Source organism: Bacillus cereus group sp. BfR-BA-01309, assembly GCF_022664315.1.
Lineage (GTDB): Bacteria > Bacillota > Bacilli > Bacillales > Bacillaceae_G > Bacillus_A > Bacillus_A mobilis.
Genome location: NZ_JAKUHE010000028.1, coordinates 1 through 22135, shown reverse-complemented (window position 1 = coordinate 22135; position 22135 = coordinate 1). Strand labels below are relative to the sequence as shown.

The following is a 22135-nucleotide window of genomic DNA, read 5'->3' as shown; positions in this document are numbered from 1 at the left end:
CCCCTATTTCTAATTATTAATACCAAAAAAGCTATGTAGCATTTTAATACTACATAGCTTTTTTCTACAAACTCTTATTTACTTCCTCTACTAACTTCTTCGTACTTTCATACGCAGATTCCGCTAAACTAATCGCAGAAATAACTGAAACACCGTCCGCACCTGCTTCTATAACTGAAGCTGTATTTTCAATTGTAATGCCACCAATCCCAACGATCGGTATTGTAATTCCTTGTTCTCTAAAATGAGCTAAACCTTTCGTTCCTTGAACTGCTTTCGTATCTTTTTTCGTACTCGTTGGAAAAATAGGGCCAACACCTAAATAATCAGCTCCGTTTTCAATTGCCCAGTGTGCTTCTTCAATTGTATGTGTAGATACACCAACAATTTTATCTCCCATTTTTTCACGAACAGAAGTAATTCCTTCATCATCTTGTCCAACATGCACGCCATCTGCATCTAACTCGATAGCTAGTTCCACATCATCATTTACAATGAATGGGACACCGTACTCCTTACAAATTACTTGTAGTTCTTTTGCGAAACGAATACGTTTCTCTCCCGTTAAAGCCCCTTCCCCCTTTTCACGGAATTGAAAAATTGTTATACCGCCTTCAAGTGCATCTCTCAACACTTGTAGTGGCTTCTTCGTACAATTGTTACTTCCCATAATAAAGTATACTGATAACAATCTAGACATTTCAGCCTTTGTAATACGTGACATCTAATTCCCCCTCCTTACTATATAAGCTCAATCTTCCCATACTTCTCAATATCATCTGAAGTTATATTCGCTAACTGATTTAAAAATTCAATTTGGAAACTACCAGGTCCCTGCTCCACCGTCTTAGCAGCTGCCAGTTCCGCAGCTACACCATAAAACGTTAATGCAGCTACTGCTGCCTTTACATAATCCTTTTCTACTGCTACAAATGCTCCTATTACAGAAGTTAGTAAACAACCAGTTCCCGTAACTTTCGTTAAAATAGAGTGACCATTTCGAATAAGAATCGTTCGCTCTCCATCTGTAACAACATCTTCTTTCCCAGTAATCACCGCAACTGTATTTAATTCATCAGCTGCCTGCCTTGCGATACTTACGATATTTCCATTTCCAGCACCGGCGTCTACTCCTTTAATTTCCCATCTCTCATTAATAACGTTCGCTATTTCAGCTGCATTTCCGCGGATAATCGCTAAATCAATTTCAGCTGGAATATGTCTTGCAACTTCTGTTCGATACGATGTTGCTCCTGCACCAACTGGATCAAACAATACTGGTACATTATTCACATTTGCTGATTTACCCGCAAGTAACATCGCTTCTACTTCTTCAGGACGAAGTGTCCCCATATTTAATACTAACGCTCCAGCAATGCTAGCCATTTCTGCTACTTCTTCTTTTGCATACGCCATTACAGGCGATGCCCCTAACGCTAACAAACCGTTAGCTGTAAAGTTTGTTACAACCACATTTGTAATATTATGAACGAGCGGATTAGATTCTCTCACCAAATCCACTACTTTACTAATTTCTTTCATATTCATCCTTCTCATCCCCTAACTATAGTGATGGGAGATACACAAAAAGGCACTTTGCGCGTACGCAAAGTGCCTGAACATGTGCTTTTACACTCTCCCTACGCTGGCATTATCCAACAGGTTCAAATGGTCAATGACGGATTAGTCATACTCTCAGTTTGCATCCACAAACTCCCATGTGTTTAGTATTCATCTACTTCAAAGTCTACTCTTATTCTAGTAAAATAACAAGTTCTTTACTTTTCTATTTCATATAGAAGCAATAATAAAACAACACGCATAATAAATATCTATTTCTCATAGTCTCATCATGGTGCATATTATGTTCTATCGCCATCATTCACCTTCAAATGGATGTTATCCCACTAAAAAACGTTCAAATCTAGAGCGAAACTGAATCTCAAGAAAATGTATGCTATAGTTAACGTATGGAAATTTGAAAGGATGTTTTAAATATGTCAAAAAGCGTTATAATCGCTGAAAAGCCTTCCGTTGCACGTGATATTGCGCGTGTACTAAAGTGCGATAAAAAAGGAAATGGCTACCTTGAAGGTAGTAAATATATTGTAACTTGGGCTTTAGGTCATCTTGTTACATTAGCAGATCCAGAAAGCTACGATGTGAAATATAAAAAGTGGAATTTAGAAGATTTACCGATGCTACCTGAGCGTTTGAAATTAACTGTTATTAAACAAACAGGGAAGCAATTTAATGCTGTGAAGAGTCAGCTTCTTAGAAAAGATGTAAATGACATTATTGTAGCGACAGATGCTGGACGTGAGGGAGAATTAGTCGCTCGTTGGATTATTGATAAGGTTCGAGTTAACAAACCAATCAAACGTCTATGGATTTCATCTGTTACTGATAAAGCGATTAAAGATGGATTCGCTAATTTAAAACCAGGTAAAGCATATGACAATTTATACGCTTCAGCAGTTGCACGTTCAGAAGCTGACTGGTATATCGGTCTTAACGCGACTCGCGCTTTAACGACTCGCTTTAATGCCCAGCTGAATTGCGGCCGTGTGCAAACACCTACTGTCGCTATGATTGCTAATCGTGAAGATGAAATAAAGAACTTCAAAGCTCAAACTTACTACGGCATCGAAGCACAAACGACGAATCAGTTAAAGCTGACTTGGCAAGATGCTAACGGTAATAGCCGCAGTTTTAATAAAGAAAAAATTGATGGCATTGTAAAAGGTTTAGATAAGCATAATGCTACTGTTGTGGAAATTGATAAAAAACAGAAGAAGTCATTCTCTCCTGGTCTTTACGATTTAACTGAATTACAACGTGATGCAAATAAAAAGTTCGGTTACTCTGCAAAAGAAACATTAAACATTATGCAGAAATTGTATGAGCAACATAAAGTGCTAACGTACCCTCGTACAGATTCACGCTACATTTCATCAGATATCGTTGGAACACTTCCAGAGCGTCTAAAAGCGTGCGGAGTTGGAGAGTACCGTCCTTTAGCACATAAAGTATTACAAAAGCCTATCAAGTCTAATAAGTCATTTGTTGATGATAGTAAAGTAAGTGATCATCACGCAATTATTCCGACAGAAGGATACGTTAACTTCTCGGCCTTCACAGATAAAGAACGTAAAATTTATGATTTAGTTGTAAAACGTTTCTTAGCTGTTTTATTCCCAGCATTCGAATACGAGCAACTAACGTTACGCACAAAGGTTGGTAATGAAACGTTCATTGCACGCGGAAAAACTATTCTGCATGCCGGTTGGAAAGAAGTATATGAAAATCGCTTTGAAGATGATGATGTAACGGATGACGTAAAAGAACAACTTCTACCTCACATTGAAAAAGGCGATACATTAACTGTAAAGTTAATTATGCAAACATCAGGTCAAACAAAAGCACCTGCACGATTTAACGAAGCGACTTTACTTTCAGCAATGGAAAACCCTACAAAATATATGGATACGCAAAATAAACAACTTGCTGATACACTAAAATCAACTGGTGGATTAGGTACTGTAGCAACGCGTGCTGATATTATTGACAAGCTATTCAATTCATTCTTAATTGAAAAACGTGGTAAAGATATTCACATTACTTCAAAAGGCCGTCAGTTACTTGATTTAGTGCCAGAAGAGTTAAAATCACCTACACTAACTGGTGAGTGGGAACAAAAGCTCGAGGCAATTGCAAAGGGTAAACTGAAAAAAGAAGTATTCATTTCAGAAATGAAGAACTATACGAAGGAAATTGTTTCTGAAATTAAATCGAGTGATAAAAAATATAAACATGACAACATTTCCACGAAGTCTTGTCCAGACTGTGGCAAACCAATGCTAGAGGTAAACGGCAAAAAAGGAAAGATGCTTGTATGCCAAGACCGTGAATGTGGTCATCGTAAAAATGTATCTCGTACAACAAACGCTCGTTGTCCGCAATGTAAGAAAAAGTTAGAATTACGTGGTGAAGGTGCGGGACAAATCTTTGCATGTAAATGTGGCTATCGCGAGAAATTATCCACATTCCAAGAAAGACGTAAAAAAGAATCTGGAAACAAAGCTGATAAGCGCGATGTTCAAAAATATATGAAACAACAGAATAAAGAAGAAGAACCATTAAATAATCCGTTCGCAGAAGCTTTAAAGAAATTAAAATTCGATTAAATAAAAAGGTTCCTACCTCTATCGGTAGGAACCTTTTATTATTAATGAATAATTTTACTTCCTTTTGCGTTCTCAACGAATTTTTCACTCGATTTGTTAATTGGTGTTTTCAGTAATAACGCAGCAACAATCATAATTACTACGAAAGCACTTAACACAAGTAAATCTCGAGTTACAATATCCCATAGCATTCCGCCTACTGTTTCACGAATTGCACTAATTGCGTATGTGAACGGTAAGAACGGATAAATTGCTTGGAAGAACGCTGGTGTCATTTGAATTGGGAATGTTCCACCCGATCCTGCTACTTGCAGTACAAGTAAAATGATCGCCATCGATTTCCCAACGTTTCCGAAAATAGAAACGAGTGAGTATACGATACAAACGAAGACCCCACCAATAAATAAACTAAATAATACAAACCAGAACTTATCGACTACGTACGTACCGAGTAAGAATATATCTCCCATCGATACGATAAACGCCTGTGAAAGACCTATCGTTAAGAATGTTAATAAACGTCCGAAGTAAATTTCATGGCTCTTATAATTCGCGCCCTCTTCGTGTACTTCTACTGTTAATAATGAAACCATTAATAATGCGCCTACCCATAATGCAAGCACTGTATAGAATGGTGACATTGCTGAACCATAGTTCGGCATCGCAAATAATTTATTCTCTTTTAAATTTACTGGATTCGCAAAGTAGTCACTTTGCTTTTCAACATCATTTTTCAATAAGCGTATGATGTCTTTTATATCCTCTTCCGATTCAAAATCACGAATTTTATTTGCTAAGTCTTTAATCTTTTTCTCAGTTTCCGGCATGTCAGCCTTAATGTCTGTTAATTTCTTTTTACCGTCTACTAAGCCTTTTGATGAATCTTCTAGTAGCTTTTTAACATCTGGAAGCTTTTTGTCTGCTTCTTTTAAAATTTGAGATGTGTTTTTAGACATACGTTTCGTACGTTCAATTGCTGTGTTAAAGTTTGGAACGATTTCTGAATCATATGTTGCTAAGAAATCGCCTAATTGAGCTGAAGCATTTTTAGTTGCTTCATTAATACTTTCTACGACCTCTTTTGTAGGCTTCTGTCCATTATTGATTAGTGTAGTTGCCTTATTCGTTGCATCTATACCTTTTTGAACAGAATTTTGTATTTTGTTTAATTTTGCAATTCCGCCATTAAGGTTTTTGTCACTATTTACATCTGCTAATACCTTATTTGTACTTTCTAGAACCGGAATCGCATCACCAATTAGATTATTAGTAGCTTGTAGTTGACCATTTAAATCATTTAAAGCTACTTTTGTACTATCTAATCCATTAACACCTCTATTATTTACGTCTGCTATAACACCTTCAAAATTATTTTTTGCCTTTTCATATTCATTTTTCACACTATCGTATGCTTCATTTGCATCAGCTTTAGCTTGATCGACTGTGCTAACTGCTTTTTTATAATCTGCTACAAACGTTTCATTATAATCTTTTTCCGCTTGATCAATTAATCCATTTGCTGCATCTAATTTTTGATTCGCTACATCTGTTACATCTTTCTTTACTTCTTGTCCTGTACCGATAACATTTACAATATCTTTAATACCGTTGTTTGCATTTTCCATACCGCTTTTCAGCTTAGTTAAGCGATCCACTCGCCCTTGGAAAAAGCTTTGACCAAAATCAGTCGTTGCCGATTTTTGAAGTTCAGTAAATACATTAATAAGGTATGCAATACTATCTGTACGACCTTGAAGATTTTCAGAAACCGCATTAAGGTCTTGTTTTGCCTTTTCTGGATCAAACTGGCCATTTTGCAATCCATTCACAACACTTTTCCCGTATGCTGTTCCTGCACGTGCTGAGTTTAAAACATTATTCACTGTTTGATTAATGTTTCTTGCAATATTTTTATAACCTTCATCGTTCATCTTTGAAAGATCCGGGCGTGCTGGAAACTCCGGTAATCCCTTCATACCAGAAAGGTCTATCCCTGGATTCATTAAAAAGTTCGTAAAAGTATTGGCCTTATCCATTACATCTTTTGCTACAGTTAAATTATTCCTCATTGTTCCAGGTGCATTCTTTAATGTTTCATCATTGTTGGCAAAGAACTTATCTAAGTTCCCTAACGCTTCTTGCCCATCATTGATAACACTTTCTACAACTGGCAACTCTTTCTGAGCTACTTTTACCAGATCCTCTGCTCGAGTCGCATCATCTAACGCCTTATCCATTAATGTATTCATTTCTGGGAACTGCGCTTCTAACTTAAACACGAGATCTTTTACTTTCTCGATACTTGGTAAGTTTGTTTCTAAATCGATTCCAAGATCATTAAAAACTTTAAAAATCTCACCGTTTGCTGTTTTAACAAAGTTTTTACTAATTTCTTCTGTAATACCTGATGCACCTTTTGCTGTAATTTTCGGTGCAATCGCATTTACTTTTTCATTTACATAGTAATCAAGTTCTGGCTTTTGTGGATTTTCATCCAGAACAGTTGCAATTTTTTCAGAGAAGTCTTTTGGGATTGTAATACTTGCATAGTAATCCCCGCGCTCAACTCCGTAAATTGCTTGTTTTTGATCTACAAATTTCCACCCAAGATTTTTGTTTTTCTTAAGAGAATCTACAATCTCGTCCCCGATATTGATATCTTTCCCTCTTAAATTAGAGCCTGCATCTTGGTTAGAAACTGCAATGGGAACCTCTTTTGTATTTCCATATGGATCCCAAGAAGCTTTAATGTTAAACCATGCATATAACGATGGTAAAATCATTAACCCTAAAACAATAACAATTGCAGCCCAATGTTTAGCTACATTCCGTAAATCCGTCTTATAAATACGCCAAATTTGTTTCATAGAAGTTATCACCTAATTATATATTTTTCCTTCTTTAGAAAATGATACATACATTTTGCAATTATATCACTTTCTACATCGTGGATTAACCAAAAACGAACTATTTTTTCCCATTAACTTTGACTTACTACATTATATAACGAAGTCAGTCAAAGTATGAATACAAAATGACCAAATCGGTTTTACATTCAATAATAACAAATATATAGGAAATGTCATAAAAAATACAAGTATTTTATCTTGGAAATACTTGTATTCCTAAAAAAAATCCTCACAGCTTTTCATCATCTGTGAGGTTTTCTTCTATTATATATCTACTTGTACTTCTACACCGAAATGATCTGAAATTACATTTCGGTTTGTACCATTAAAAATAACTTTTGAAGAGCGAACCTTTTCACTTTGGTTACACAATATTAGATCAATTCGCAAATTATGTTTATTGTCATCCCAACCAGCAATCTCACCTTGGACAGTTGTTCCTTCATCCTTCTCTGTTGCTAGTTTATATGTGTCATATAAACCTTTTTGCATCATATACTCATAACCCTCGCCTTCCAAACGAGCATTGTTATTAAAGTCACCCATTAAGAAGGAAAGTTCATTGCTATCTACACGCTCTATTAAACAATCAACTTGATCTTTGAATGACTCTTCTTCATCATTCCACCAACCGAGGTGGCAAGAGTAAAACGTGATATTCTTACTATTATAAGCAATTGTCGCACTTACAATTTTGCGTGTTTTCCAATACGCTGTATCTTTATTTTCTGAAACAAAGAACGTATCTTCGTTTACAATTTTATGCTTTGTAATAATTGCTAATCCTTCCTCGTACACATCATATCCAATATGAGAGAAATCCCAAGTAATATTGTAATCTTTTACATGTAACGCTTTTAACTCTTCTAATAGTAAAAGCCCAAAATTATCTTTTTTCTTGTGACCGCATACATTTTCAGCTTGTATAGACTGACTTACTTCTTGCAATGCGATCACATCATAATCTTCTTCTTGAATGACTTTAGCAAGATACTTTATCTTTTCTATTTGATTCTCTTCTTGCCAAGAGTGACAGTTTAAAGTTAGCAATTTCATCTTATTACGCACCTAACATATCTTGAATGTCTGACTTTAATACGTCAGCTTTCGGGCCATATACTGCTTGTACACCTTTATCTTTTACGATAAGTCCTAAAGCCCCATTTTGTTTCCATTGTGCTTCTGGTGCAACAACATCTAAGTCTTTTACTGTTACACGTAAACGCGTCATACAAGCATCTACGTCAGCAATATTTTCTTTACCACCTAATAAATCAATAACTTTTGTTGCTAATGAACCATCTTGTACATTTCCTGTTCCTTCTGATGACTCATCTTCATTATCAATATAGTTACCTGCACGTCCTGGTGTTGGTAAGTTGAACTTTTTAATTAAGAAATTGAATAATGTAAAGTTCAGACCGAAGAATACTAATGAAACGATAACGAAATTGATTAAATCTCTAGTTAGCCCTGCATTAACCATCATCGGTGTACGAGTAATTAATTCAATAAATCCAAATGCATGAACACGTAAGTTAATTAAATCTGCTAATGCGAATGCAAGTCCTGTTGTAATTGCATATACAACATATAATACTGGAGCAATAAACATGAACATGAATTCAATTGGTTCTGTTACACCTGTTAAGAATACTGCTAATGCTGCTGATAAGAACATTGGTTTATATTTTGCACGTTTTTCTTTATCAACATTACGGAACATCGCGAAAGCAATACCCATTAACGCTGCTGTTGAACCGATTACTTGTCCAGCTTTGAAACGAGCTGGTACAACATTATTTAATAGATCGTTATATGCTTTCGTATCTCCACTTGCTAATAAGTTATTTAAATCTGTAATCCATGCAAGCCATAATGGATCTTGTCCTGCTACAATTTGTCCCACTTTTGAGCCAGTTAACATCGTATACGTTCCGCCTAGCTCTGTGTAGTTCATCGGAATCGTTAACATATGATGTAAACCGAATGGTAATAGTAAACGCTCTAACGTTCCATATACAAATGGTGCAACAACTGGTGCACTATCCTTTGAAGCTGCAATCCAGCGACCAAATTCATTTAATCCACTTTGGATGAATGGCCATAAAAGTGATAATACAATTGCAGTAACTGTAGACCAAACAATTACAACGAATGGCACGAATCGTTTTCCGTTAAAGAATGCTAATGCCTGTGGCAGTTTGTTATAGTTATAATATTTGTTATATAAAGTAGCTCCTAAGAAACCTGTGATAATCCCTACGAAAACTCCCATGTTTAATGCTGGTGCACCAAGTACAGAAGTAAAGTAATCTTTTACAACTAAATCTCCTGCTAATACTGAAGAAACTGTCGCTTTTGAATCCGCTAACATTTCAGCGTTTACGCCAAATATAGCTCCTGTAATTCTGTTCGTTAAGACGAATGCTAATAGCGCTGCAAATGCACCACCTGCGCGATCTTTCGCCCAAGATCCCCCAATTGCTACTGCGAATAAGATGTGTAGATTTGTAATAATTGCCCAACCGATGTCTTCCATTACGCGAGCAATTGTATGAACTGCATTAATATCCCCAGCAGACATCCCAATTAACTTACCGATAGAAATCATTAAACCAGCTGCTGGCATTACAGCTACAACAACTAATAATGCTTTCCCGAACTTTTGCCAAAAATCAAAAGACGTAATTTTCATCTGTTCTTCCTCCCCTTTATTTATAACAACATAATGATTTAAATTATAATTTCTGTTTCTATTATGAAAACGATTCCTTATGTTACTTTATTTTTATCTTTACGCAACCGTTTTCATAAATCTATTTTAATAAAAGCGTTTTCACTTTGCAATAGAAATTTATTTTTTTTCATAAAAAAAGATGCTCTAAGAGCATCCTTTTTTATTACGAAATGCGATAAACCCTTGTTTCATAAGGCTTTAACGTAATTGTCGTCACTTGTTCATGTTCCGCAACTTTATAGTTATTTAAAAGCAAACGTTTGCGTTCTAGTGCAAATGAGCCCTCATTATACACTGCTTCCTCTTTTGAGATATTACTAATTACAACGATTTTTTCATCGTTTAATGTACGAGTATATACATAAATTTGCGGATCATCTTCTAAAAGTAAATCGTACGTACCGTAATTCAGTACATCATGCTCTTTTTTCAGGGCAATCATTTTCTTATAGAAGTTGAAAATAGAGTTTTCTTCATTCTTTTGCTTTTCAACATTAATTTCTTTGTAGTTTGGATTCATACCAAACCAAGGTGCACTTGTTGTAAAGCCAGCATTCATCTCATCGTTCCACTGCATAGGTGTACGTGAATTATCGCGGCAAGAAGCCCATATAATCTCCATCATATCTTGATGTGATACACCCTCTGCAATTTTCTCGCGATATAAATTTTTAATTGCTACATCATCGTAATCTTCAATATTTGGGAATTGAACATTCGTCATCCCAATTTCTTGTCCTTGATAAATAAACGGTGTACCGTGCATAAAGAAATACATTGCTCCAAGAGCTGTTGCACTTTCACGCCAATATTGTTTATCATCTCCCCAAGTTGAAACGATACGTGGCTTATCGTGATTCTCAATATATAAAGCATTCCATCCTTTATTTTCTAACCCTTTTTGCCATTTTGTTAATACCTTTTTCAATCCTACAACATCAAGATCTTTCTTCTTCTCTGCATCCCATAAACTTAAATGCTCGAATTGGAATACCATATTGAACTTACCTTGCTCTTCTCCAACCCAAAGCTCAGCATCTTCAATCTTAACGCCATTCGCTTCACCAACAGTCATAATATCGTACTTAGAAAACGTATTTTCTTTTAACTCTTCTAATAAAGGTTGAATACCATCCACATTCATATGTTTATCAAAAGATGGTACATACTTTAGTTCTTTTGGATTTGGCATATCTTTAAAGCCATCTTCTTTTTTAATATGGCTAATCGCATCCACTCGGAAACCATCAATTCCTTTATCAAGCCACCAATTAACTGTATCGTATAACACTTCGCGAACTTCTTTATTCTCCCAGTTTAAATCTGGTTGTTTACGCGAGAATAAATGTAAATAATATTGTCCTGTTACTTCATCATATTCCCATGCCGAACCATTAAAAATACTTTCCCAGTTGTTTGGTTCCGCACCATCTTTACCATCGTGCCAAATATACCAATCACGCTTCGGATTGTCTTTAGATGAACGAGACTCAATAAACCATGGATGTTCATCACTTGTATGATTAATAACTAAATCAATAATAAGCTTCATATCACGCTTATGAACTTCATCTAGTAAAGCATCAAAGTCTTCCATCGTACCAAACTCATCCATGATATCTTGATAATCACTAATGTCATAACCATTATCATCATTAGGTGACTTATACATTGGACAAATCCAAATTACATCTATACCTAAATCTTTTAAATAATCTAGTTTCGCAATAATACCTTGTAAATCTCCAATACCATCACCATTTGAATCCATAAAGCTACGTGGGTAAATTTGATAAGCAACCGCTTCTTTCCACCATGTCTTATTCATAGTCATTCTCTCCTTTTGCATCCCATCGGAAAAATTTATGCAAACGTTTTCGTAACACTATCATAACAAAATATGAATAGTTTGCAACTGTTTTCATTGAACTCTATGTAGATTCCTTATTCTTATGCTTTATTTATTTCTCACAAAAGCAAATCTCATTCCTCACCTGCTCTTGTCCACGCACAATACATACGCTTTTCATATATTAATAAAAAGCACTGCTTATTTTTAGAAAGGAGTGATAAATTGAAACAAACAAAATTAACAGGTCGTATCGTTGTTCCCACAGATCCTGACTATGACGTAGCCCGAATGAATTTAAATTTAAGTATTCCAAAAATCCCTTGTATAATTGTCTTTTGCCAAAATAAAAATGATGTGTGCAATGCCTTAAAATGGGCACGCGAACGTCATGTACCATTTCGCTTAAGAAGCGGCCGTCATAGCTATGAAAATTTTTCTCTTTTAAATAGAGGACTTATTATTGATGTGAGTGAAATGCATCGCATTACTGTTAATACAGATACATTAACAGCAACAATTGAAGCTGGTGCAAATCTTGGCACTGTTTATAAAGAGCTTTGGAATTATGGTGTGACAATACCGGCTGGTACAAGTGCAAGCGTTGGAATTGTTGGATTGGCACTTGGCGGTGGTATCGGTATGCTTTCACGCTTATTTGGATTAACATGTGATCAATTAGTAGAAGTTGAAATGGTACAAGCGTGCGGTAAATTTGGAGCAAAAATCATTCGCGCAAACGAACATGAAAACCATAACTTGTTTTGGGCATGCCGCGGTGGTGGTGGTGGAAACTTCGGAATTGTTACTTCTTTAACTTTTCGAGTGCATCCTATAAAGAATGTATCAATCTTCTCAATTACATGGGAATGGGAAGATTTTATCGCTGCATTTCAAGCGTGGCAAAACTGGGCGCCTTATATAGACGAACGTCTCACTTCATCAATTGAACTATTCGCAAAGCAACGAAATAAAATTGAAGTAAAAGGTGAATTTGTTGGCCCTCCTTCTGAACTCCATTCCTTATTATCTCCTCTTCTTGAAACTGGTACCCCTTCACTTTTTATAGATGAAGTTCCGTATATAAAAGCTGTTCAATTCTTTAATAGCGGTAATATTCCTGAAAACTTTAAGCGTTCTGGTTCCTACGTGTATAAACCTATCCCTCTTAAAGGAATTCAAATCATGCAACATTTTCTTTCTCATGCTCCAAATAAAAATGCGAGTATTTGGCACCAATCGCTCGTAGGTGCTGTTGAAAATATTCCGCCTACTGAAACAGCTTATTTTCATCGTAAAGCAATTATTGCGCAAGAATACATTACCTCTTGGAAATGCGATGATGAAGAAAATCGTAATATACGCTGGGTTAAAGATTTACGAGAAAGCTTAGATCCTTATACACTAGGTGACTATGTCAATTGGCCCGATATCGACATTAAAAATTGGCAAACTAGTTATTACGGTTCTAACTTTCAAAGATTGCGTAAAGTGAAAACCATATATGATCCGTGCAATGTTTTTCGTTTTCAACAAAGTATCCCTCCTTTTCATACGTAAAAAAGGAAGAACAGAATGCTGTTCTTCCTTTTTACATTGAAAATCGTTCAATTGTTTGTTTCAAATCCGCTGCTTGCTTCTCTAAATCCTTTAGTAATTGATCGATTAGTACCATATTTTTTGATTGTTGCAACGTCACACGCGCTACTTCTTGTGAACCAGCTGACGTTTCCTCAGCAATCGCTGCTACAGCCTTCGTCTGTGCTCCTGTTTGATGAATGTGACTAACTTGTTCGTTCATATAGCTACTAATCTGCTTCGTTGCATCGGCAACTTCCATAATACTTGATGACATTTCTTTTAAAATTAATTCAGTAGCTTCCCCACGTTTTGCCTCTTCTTTAGCTGTTTTCACTTGCTCTGTCATTTTCAATGCGACTTGTTGCACTTCCTCTTGCATATTCCGTAATAACTGCGAAATATTTCTTGCAGAATGATCGCTTTCATCAGCAAGCTTACGTACTTCTTCAGCTACAACTGCAAAGCCCCTTCCGTGCTCTCCAGCACGAGCTGCCTCAATAGAAGCATTCAGTGCTAATAAATTCGTTTGACTAGCAATCTCACTCACAACAGAAACAATATGTTCCACTTGTTTCATTCGTTCTTCTAACTTCTGTACATTTTGCATCGAATTTTCATTTTCTTTTGCCAATGTTTGAATACCTTGAATTAAAGAAGTAAAGACTCGTGTACTTTGCCCTAAAGCTTGAACCATTTCTAAAGACAACTCGTCAGACTGTTTTGCTTTTTCTTCTACTTCACTCGCAATAGAAGTTGTTGTATCAACAGCCGAAACAATCGCCTGAATTGATGCTGCTGATTGCTCAGCACCTGAAGAAATCTCTGCAAGAGTCTCAGATACACCTTGCGCTTGTCTCGTTGCTTCGCCTGTTTGTTTTCTAATCTGCTGTACTTGATTGTTTGTATAAGAAAATGTTGTATCAATATTTTTTACCATGCCCCTTAAGTTTCCTAACATCATATTAAATGCAACACTTAAAGATTTAATCTCATCATCTGTTTTTGGTAACGGGACATCTTCACGAATATCGCCATCGGCCGCCTTCCGTGCAGCCTCCTCCAACTTTCTAAGTGGTTTAATTAAAAAGATTGCTGCTCCATACGCTAAAATTCCAGACCATACTACACCTAATAACATAACGATAATATTATAAACAGTTTGACTTACATAACTTTGAAAATAATCGTATATCACGTAGATAAAAAATATACTTGTTGAATATGTAATAAAAGCTAAAACTGTAGTAAATAGCATAAGTTGTGTACGTAAACCAAAAGAAAATGTTTTCCTTTCTTTTTCCATCTTCCCTTTCCCCCTTTTTATAAGCAATATAAATACTACCTATATATTATTATCCATATTTTCATTATAGAAGGATATAGGGATTTTAAAAATCATTATTTCTTTGAATATCCAATTGCACGAAAAAAATAAAGGATTCTGACAATTCGTGGCTAATAACAGAAATAAGGGGCAACATTTGTAAAATATATTTTTGACTGGGGGTTTTGTATGATTCAGGTTCGAAATCTAGTAAAATCATTCGGCTCACTTGATGTTTTAAAAGGAATTGATTTAGAAGTAAAAGAAAAAGAAGTTGTTGTTTTAATTGGTGCCAGTGGTTCCGGTAAAAGTACATTACTTCGCTGTCTTAACTTTTTAGAAATGTACGATGAAGGTGAAATTCACTTACAAGGTGAACGAATTGATCCTAAGCATTCAAATTTAAACAAAGTCCGTGAAAATGTCGGTATGGTTTTTCAGCACTTTAACCTCTTTCCCCATATGACCTCACTAGAAAACATCATAGAAGCACCTATTCATGTAAAAAAATTAGAAGCAGCAAATGCAAAGGATATCGGAAACCAGCTTTTGCAAAAAGTCGGCCTACAAGATAAAGCAGATGTAACGCCTCACCTCCTGTCAGGTGGTCAAAAACAGCGCATTGCCATTGCACGAGCTCTTGCTATGAACCCTAAAATTATGCTATTTGATGAACCTACCTCAGCCTTAGACCCTGAACTTGTTGGAGAAGTATTGCAAGTTATGAAAGAACTTGCTGAAGAAGGAATGACCATGATTATTGTTACTCATGAAATGAATTTCGCAAGAGATGTAGCTGATCGCGTCATTTTTATGGATGATGGAAAAATTGTAGAGGACGCTCCGCCAGCGCAATTCTTTTCAGCTCCATCACATGAACGAGCAAAACAATTTTTACGCAACGTTTTATAATGTAACGTCTGTTTCAAATGAAAAGAAATACATTCATACGGTGCACAACTCAATAACATACTTAAAACCATCCGTATGATCAATATATAGGAGGGGTTTTATGAAAAGAAAACTATTAACCATTGTTGCGAGTATTACATTATGTACATCCTTCATACTAGGAGCCTGTAGTAAGGAAAGTGCTACTACTTCTTCAAATGGTGAAAAAGAATTTCGTTATGCGATGAGTGGCTTATATAAACCTTTTAACTATAAAGAAAATGACGGAAAGCTTGCCGGTTTTGATGTAGAAATTGGTGAGGCACTTGCGAAAAAAATGAATATGAAACCCACTCCTATTACAAATCCGTGGGAAACGCTAATTCAAGGTCTACAATCGAAAAAATATGATGCTATATTGGGCAGTATGGCAATTACAGAAGAACGCTTAAAAGCTGTTAATTTCTCAAATCCTTATTATCGTTCTGGTGCCCAAATTTTTGTGGCTAAAAAGAATACATCTATCTCCTCTCCAGAAGATTTGAAAGGTAAGAAAATTGGTGTTGTAAAAGCTAGTACCTTTAAAGACCTTGTTGCAAAACATACAGATCAAATCACAGAATATGACAGCGATATTACTGCACTTATGGACTTAGAGCCTGGACGTATTGACGCAGTAATCACTGATCAAATGGTCGGTTTACGTATGATCAAAGAAGGTAAATCAAATATAAAAGAAGCTGGAAAACCATTAAATCTTGATGAAATGGGAATTGCTATTCGTAAAGATGATAAAGAAATGGTTGAGAAAGTAAACAAAGCTTTAGATGAAATCATTAAAGATGGTACGTATGAAAAAATCAGTAAAAAATGGTTTGGGCGTAATATTCTCGGTGAAGAGGCAAAAACAAAATAATTTAGCCCTTCAAATTTCCCATACATTATGCCCCACTTTTTATGTGGGGTATTTCATTCCCTACAAAAATCCATACAATATGAGGTGACACATATGTTTGAAATTTTTATGTCTACTTATCCCACACTCTTAAAGGCTACTATTGTCACATTACAATTAACACTAACATCCCTATTACTCGGTTCACTAATTGGATTACTATTCGCCTTTTTTCGAATCTCTAACAATAAGGTTTTAAATAGTATTGCTCATGTATATATCGCCATTATTCGTGGTACACCTTTAATTGTTCAAATTGCCATTCTCTATTTCGGTATTACATCGATTATTGTCTTCACTCCTTTTTGGGCAGGGGCAATTGCTTTAGCAATCCATAACGGTGCATATATTACTGAAATTTTCCGCGGATCCATTCAATCTGTCGACCGTGGACAATTAGAAGCCGCTCGCTCTCTAGGTATGCCTTATCCTTTAGCGATGCGCCGTATTATATTACCGCAAGCATTTCGACAATCTCTTCCTCCTTTAGGGAATCAGTTTATTATTGGATTAAAGGATTCTTCACTTGTTGCATATGTAGGAATGTCCGAATTATGGGGATCTAGTTTATCTATTGCTGCAGGTAACTTCCAACAATTAGATACATACATAATCGTTGGTTTATATTATCTCGTGCTTGTTCTCCTATTCACTTATCTTGTTAACCTTTTGGAAAAACGCCTACAACGAAAAGAAACTAACTCCGGTCAAGTCCATAGAAAGAATAAAAAAGAAGTCTCTTTATAAGAAAAAGCAAGCCTGAGATGGCTTGCTTTTTCACTGCAAAATATATCAATTCTTATTGATTTACTTTTTTGATACTCTCTTTTTCCTCTATATGTTCCTCACGATATGAAATATTATGAGGATCTAGTCCATTTCCTAAAGAACCATAGAAATGCTCTCTATGCGGATCCACTAATTCACTTCCTTGATAATACACACGTGGTGTATTCCATAGCGCTGCCAAAGCTTTTGTCATCGGCATCTCATGATAGCGTTCCGGCCACATTTCTTTAATTTTCTCTTTTACTAACGGATAGTATTTAGAGCTCATAGCAGGGAACAGATGGTGTTCTGTATGATATGAGAAATTGAAATGTAAAACGTCTACCCAACGCGGCACTGTTACTGACAAACAGTTTGCTAATGGATCATTTACTGGAACAATTGGATTTAAGCGATGATTTGTTGCAATATATGCCATTACAATAAAGTTAGCAATTAACAACGGAATCACATATGCAAATAACCATTTTCCAGGTCCCATAATAAACAATAAACTAATCCAAACTGTCCAAGGCAAAAGAAGTTGAAGCCATACAGATTTTTGATTGGATGACTTAAATTCTTTTATAAAATGAAAGAACATTCGAGTTGAATGCAATGTAAATTGAATGGTTAATGACAGAAAACTAAAGAATGAACGTACATGAAGAGGCATACGATATACCCAGCTCAAAAACTTACTCTTCTTAAGCTTCTCAAGTGTCGGCCATGCATCTGGATCATTCTCTTCATGTTGTGTATGAACGTGATGCGTTGCATTATGCCACTTTCTCCAAAGTTTAGGACCTGTTGATAATGGCATAAATGCAATCGCGCCTAAGAAATCACGAAGCCATGCTTTTCTTACAACAGTTCCATGTAAAATTTCGTGCCCTAAAAACCCAAGTGAAGCAAAACATAATCCAAGAACAATCGCAATTCCTAGATTCGCCCACACATTCAATTCAAATACACCAATCGATATTAACCCCGCCAATGCCACAAGCAAATAAGCCAGTCCACCAAATAAACGAGTAGGAACTGGTTTAAATGCTTTTTTCGGCAAATGTGGTGATACACGTGCTGCATACCACCCAAACGTATGAAGCTCCTTCATCCTTTTGCCCCTTTCTTATGCCGCGTCTTGCGCAACTTACATATATCAATTCTTGCTTCCAGATTGATTTTACTAGGTGATTAAAAAGCATCTATGTATAAGGAAAATATACTCACTCTATCGTCACTTATTTTTTCGCTTTTATTATCAATGAAAAACATTTCTCTTTTTACTCTCTATCAACCTTTCCACATGATGAATCATATCAATAGAATTTCTATATTGTCAACAACTTTTATGACCTAGTAATAAAAGTTGGTTATATTTTTATAATCATACTTTATTTCACTAAAGAAAAAACATAGACTTTATAAGGTTTCACCCATTATGCATATACATACACTGACATACTATAGACTCTATCTTATTCAAGAACTCTCTATGTAAACAACAAATAAACTCACCTGAATCTAGCTTTACACAACTCCTACCTCTTCATACCGATGACATTAAATAATTATATTAAAATAATTTTATCTTTCTTTTAATAAAAATAGACACCTTCTAAAACAACACACATGAAATTCATATCATATGGAAATATTAAAAGGAAAATTGTTCTAAAATCGGGAGGTTTCTATAATGACAAGCGATACATTTCCACAATTCCCATTATCTTATTGGATTGAATCTACTCAAATCCCTGCTTTTCCTCATTTATCTGAAGATACAAAAACTGAAGTTGCTGTTATCGGAGCTGGGATTACAGGCATTACAACTGCCTATTTACTTGCAAAAGAAGGTATGAACGTTGTTTTAATTGATTCTGGCCTCATTTTAAATGGAACGACTGGACATACAACAGCAAAGGTAACAGCACAACACGATCTTATTTATGATGAATTAATCAATCATTTCGGCTCGGAACAAGCCGGGCTTTACTATGAATCAAATAATCATGCTCTTCAATTTATAAATGAGACTGTACAAACATATAAAATCGACTGTAATTTCTCAAATGAAGATTCATATTTATATACAACTACTGATAATGGATTAAGAAATTTATCAAAAGAATATGAAGCCTATCAAAAATTAAATATACCTTGTGACTATGTTCAATCTCTATCGATTCCGATTCCCGTACAATCTGCACTGGTCATGAAAAACCAAGCACAATTCCATCCCATCCTTTATTTGAAAACACTTTTAGAAAAGTTTGTGGAGATGGGTGGAAAAGTTTATGAACAAACAACAGCCATTGATGTGGAAAAAGGTGATTATCCGCAAGTCATTACAAAGGGCGGACATCGCATCACTTGCAAATATATTGTCTCTTGTTCGCATTTTCCTTTTTATGATGCGAATAGCTTTTTCTTTACGCGAATGTATGCTGAACGCTCTTATGCTCTTGCAATCAAAGCAAAAACGGATTATCCAGGTGGCATGTATTTAAGTATTGATGACCCAAAACGCTCTTTGCGCTATACAACAAACAATGGTGAAAAATTAATTTTAATTGGCGGAGAAAGTCATAAAACAGGACAAGGAATAAACACGATGCTTCATTACGAAGCACTGTATTCTTTTGCGGAAGCAACGTTTGGAGTAGATGAAGTTCCTTATAGATGGTCAGCACAAGATTTAATCACGCTAGATAAGCTCCCTTATATTGGACATATTAACGAGAGCAATCCAAATATTTTTGTTGCAACTGGATATCGTAAATGGGGAATGACAACTGGAACTGCTGCCGCTCATTTATTGAAGGATTCCATTTTAAAAGTACACAGTCCATATAAAGAACTGTATGCACCATCACGCTTCCATGCAAATCCAGATATAAAAACGTTCTTCTCCCAAAACCTTGATGTTGCGAAACATTTAATTGAAGGAAAGATTGAAACTGCATTACGTAAACCAGAAGATCTCGAAGTTGGTGAAGGATCTGTCGTACATGTTAACGGGAAACGAGCAGGTGCTTATAAGGACAAAGATGGAAAATTACATATTGTCGATACAACTTGTACACATCTTGGCTGCGAGGTTGAATGGAATAATGGTGATTGTACTTGGGACTGTCCTTGCCACGGTTCCCGCTTTTCAATTGAGGGCGATGTTATGGAAGGTCCAGCAGATCAACCGTTAAAACGAGTTGATAATGAGTAAACAAATAAAAAAGTTCAACAGGAATCCTGTTGAACTTCTTTATTTGTTATAAAACCATTTCAGATAAAGTGAAACTTTAATCAGTGGGGGTTTTCTTCATCCCCCACTGATTATTAACCCTCACCAATCGGACTTTAATGGGCAGCCCGCCCCCCACCTAACTTCTTTGCTTTCGCTGAATTTTGAGGTGGGGGTCTTACTGCCCATTAAAGCGGGATAAATTTCGACATAAGAAGGGAAATTTTAACATCAAATAAAATAATATATTTATCTATAAATTAAAAGGGGTGAACATTATGCAACCTTCAGCTCCACCTCATCTAGAATCTACAGAAACTGTCTTTTCAAGCTCTATTACAAAACTTGTTGTTTTTATTTGTTGGCTAGCCATTCTAGCTGATGGATATGATTTAGGTATTTACGGTGCCGTTCTACCAAAACTCCTAGAAGACAAAAGCTGGGCACTTTCACCGACACACGCTGGTACAATTGCTAGCTATGCTTTATTTGGGATGTTTATTGGCGCTATTCTAGTTGGAACCATTACAGATCTAATTGGACGAAAATGGACACTTATATGCTGTTTAGCACTTTTTTCTATCACAATGGGCCTAGCTGCACTTGCTCCTTCCCCCGAATTATTTGGGTTATTTCGATTTATTGGAGGAATCGGATTAGGTGGTGTTATTCCAACAGCTTCAGCGCTTACTGTTGAATATTCACCAAAAAAGCGACAATCTTTTATTTATGCTCTTATGTTTACTGGCTATCCTTTAGGGATCGTGTTAGGGGCTATTTTGTCTATGTTTATGTTAGAAGATTTCGGATGGAGAATTATGTTTGGCATCGGAATGATTCCATTGCTCCTCATTCCTTTCATCATTCGTTATTTACCTGAATCCATTCAATTTTTATTATCACGTAATCGCCAAGAAGAAGTGAACCAAATTCTTAATCGTTTTCAAATTGAATTCCATGAAAAAGATGAAATTCCTGAAACACCAGCTAATACACAAAAGAAAAACGGATTTCTTACTCTATTCTCAAAAGAATACATAAAAGCAACGCTACTTTTTTGGATTACTTATATAATGGGAATGTTTTTAATATACGGTTTAAATACTTGGTTACCGCAGATGATGCGCCAAGCAGGATACCCTCTTGGATCTAGTTTATCATTTCTACTTATGCTAAATATTACTGCCGCTATCGGTGCGTTATTTGCTGGAGCAATCGCGGATCGTATAGGGGCCAAAATTGTTATTAGCATCTCCTATCTTATGGCAGCTATATGTATTGGACTATTAACAATTAAACCATCTGTTACAATCATTTATCTTTTAATTGGTCTTGCTGGAATTGGATCAGTCGGTATTACTCAAATATTGAATGCATATGTAACACAATACTTCCCATCCCATATCCGAGCTACTTCCTTAGGCTGGGGACTTGGACTTGGCCGAGTTGGTGCGATTGCTGGTCCTATTCTTGTCGGTATTATTATGACAATGCAATATGACCTAGCATGGAATTTTTACTTATTCTCATTCGCAGGTCTCATCGCAGCTATATCTGTTTTCTTTATTCCTACAAAATAAAAAAGAGCACAAACTCTGAACTGCACCCCAATTGTTAGACACAGTCTAACAATTGGAGGTGCAGTTTTTCTATGGCTAAATTTACAGCTGATGAAAAAACACAAATC

15 protein-coding genes and 1 riboswitch are annotated in these 22135 nt (G+C 35.8%); of the genes, 7 read left to right on the top strand and 8 right to left on the bottom strand.

All coding sequences use genetic code 11. The annotated features are described in order from the left end of the window. Positions 1–64 precede the first annotated feature (64 nt). On the bottom strand, positions 65–724 hold the full coding sequence (gene thiE / locus MR115_RS27770; RefSeq protein WP_063262179.1) for a thiamine phosphate synthase: 660 nt from the start codon (positions 722–724) through the stop codon (positions 65–67). A gap of 17 nt (positions 725–741) precedes the next feature. After that, positions 742–1557, bottom strand: coding sequence for a hydroxyethylthiazole kinase (gene thiM / locus MR115_RS27765; RefSeq protein ID WP_098375383.1), 816 nt, complete (start codon positions 1555–1557; stop codon positions 742–744). 63 nt (positions 1558–1620) lie between these two features. Further along, positions 1621–1730, bottom strand: a riboswitch (TPP riboswitch). A 267-nt stretch (positions 1731–1997) separates the two neighbouring features. Here thiM and topB point away from each other — a divergent pair. After that, a complete protein-coding gene (topB, locus tag MR115_RS27760) occupies positions 1998–4187 on the top strand; it encodes a DNA topoisomerase III (protein ID WP_132134519.1) in 2190 nt (729 codons plus the stop codon). A gap of 41 nt (positions 4188–4228) precedes the next feature. Here topB and MR115_RS27755 read toward each other — a convergent pair whose 3' ends face one another. The 4 genes from MR115_RS27755 to MR115_RS27740 form a co-directional block, all read right to left on the bottom strand. Next, a complete protein-coding gene (locus MR115_RS27755) occupies positions 4229–7054 on the bottom strand; it encodes a YhgE/Pip domain-containing protein (protein WP_063262189.1) in 2826 nt (941 codons plus the stop codon). A gap of 306 nt (positions 7055–7360) precedes the next feature. Then, positions 7361–8152, bottom strand: a complete 792-nt coding sequence (locus MR115_RS27750) for an endonuclease/exonuclease/phosphatase family protein (protein ID WP_242243461.1) — start codon at positions 8150–8152, stop codon at positions 7361–7363. Between the two features lie 4 nt (positions 8153–8156). After that, positions 8157–9794 (bottom strand): PTS transporter subunit IIBC, encoded by a 1638-nt coding sequence (locus MR115_RS27745; protein WP_097817915.1) that lies wholly within the window; start codon positions 9792–9794, stop codon positions 8157–8159. Between the two features lie 205 nt (positions 9795–9999). Then, a complete protein-coding gene (locus MR115_RS27740; protein WP_061678041.1) occupies positions 10000–11664 on the bottom strand; it encodes a glycoside hydrolase family 13 protein in 1665 nt (554 codons plus the stop codon). Positions 11665–11910: 246 nt separating this feature from the next. Here MR115_RS27740 and MR115_RS27735 point away from each other — a divergent pair, with 246 nt between their 5' ends. Next, positions 11911–13245 (top strand): FAD-binding oxidoreductase, encoded by a 1335-nt coding sequence (locus tag MR115_RS27735; RefSeq protein ID WP_097865447.1) that lies wholly within the window; start codon positions 11911–11913, stop codon positions 13243–13245. A gap of 31 nt (positions 13246–13276) precedes the next feature. On the opposite strand, the gene MR115_RS27730 is transcribed toward MR115_RS27735, so the two are convergent. Then, positions 13277–14569 carry a methyl-accepting chemotaxis protein gene (locus MR115_RS27730; RefSeq protein WP_097817913.1) on the bottom strand — a complete coding sequence of 431 codons (1293 nt, stop codon included), beginning with the start codon at positions 14567–14569 and terminating at the stop codon, positions 13277–13279. A gap of 210 nt (positions 14570–14779) precedes the next feature. On the opposite strand from MR115_RS27730, the gene MR115_RS27725 reads away from it, so the two are divergent. From MR115_RS27725 to MR115_RS27715, 3 genes are all read left to right on the top strand, one after another. Next, positions 14780–15502, top strand: a complete 723-nt coding sequence (locus MR115_RS27725; protein WP_098597592.1) for an amino acid ABC transporter ATP-binding protein — start codon at positions 14780–14782, stop codon at positions 15500–15502. A 100-nt stretch (positions 15503–15602) separates the two neighbouring features. Next, a complete protein-coding gene (locus tag MR115_RS27720) occupies positions 15603–16397 on the top strand; it encodes an ABC transporter substrate-binding protein (protein ID WP_097817912.1) in 795 nt (264 codons plus the stop codon). Positions 16398–16490: 93 nt separating this feature from the next. Next, a complete protein-coding gene (locus MR115_RS27715) occupies positions 16491–17183 on the top strand; it encodes an amino acid ABC transporter permease (protein ID WP_097817911.1) in 693 nt (230 codons plus the stop codon). A 52-nt stretch (positions 17184–17235) separates the two neighbouring features. Here MR115_RS27715 and desB read toward each other — a convergent pair whose 3' ends face one another. Further along, the gene (desB, locus tag MR115_RS27710; protein ID WP_016089496.1) at positions 17236–18321 is read right to left on the bottom strand and encodes a Delta(10) desaturase DesB; all 1086 of its coding nucleotides are present in this window, start codon (positions 18319–18321) and stop codon (positions 17236–17238) included. Between the two features lie 582 nt (positions 18322–18903). Here desB and MR115_RS27705 point away from each other — a divergent pair. Both MR115_RS27705 and MR115_RS27700 read left to right on the top strand, forming a co-directional pair. Then, positions 18904–20430 (top strand): FAD-dependent oxidoreductase, encoded by a 1527-nt coding sequence (locus MR115_RS27705; protein WP_242243459.1) that lies wholly within the window; start codon positions 18904–18906, stop codon positions 20428–20430. Between the two features lie 296 nt (positions 20431–20726). Beyond that, positions 20727–22028: an MFS transporter gene (locus MR115_RS27700; protein ID WP_097819459.1), complete on the top strand. Its 1302-nt coding sequence runs from the start codon at positions 20727–20729 to the stop codon at positions 22026–22028. The last annotated feature ends 107 nt before the right edge of the window (positions 22029–22135 follow it).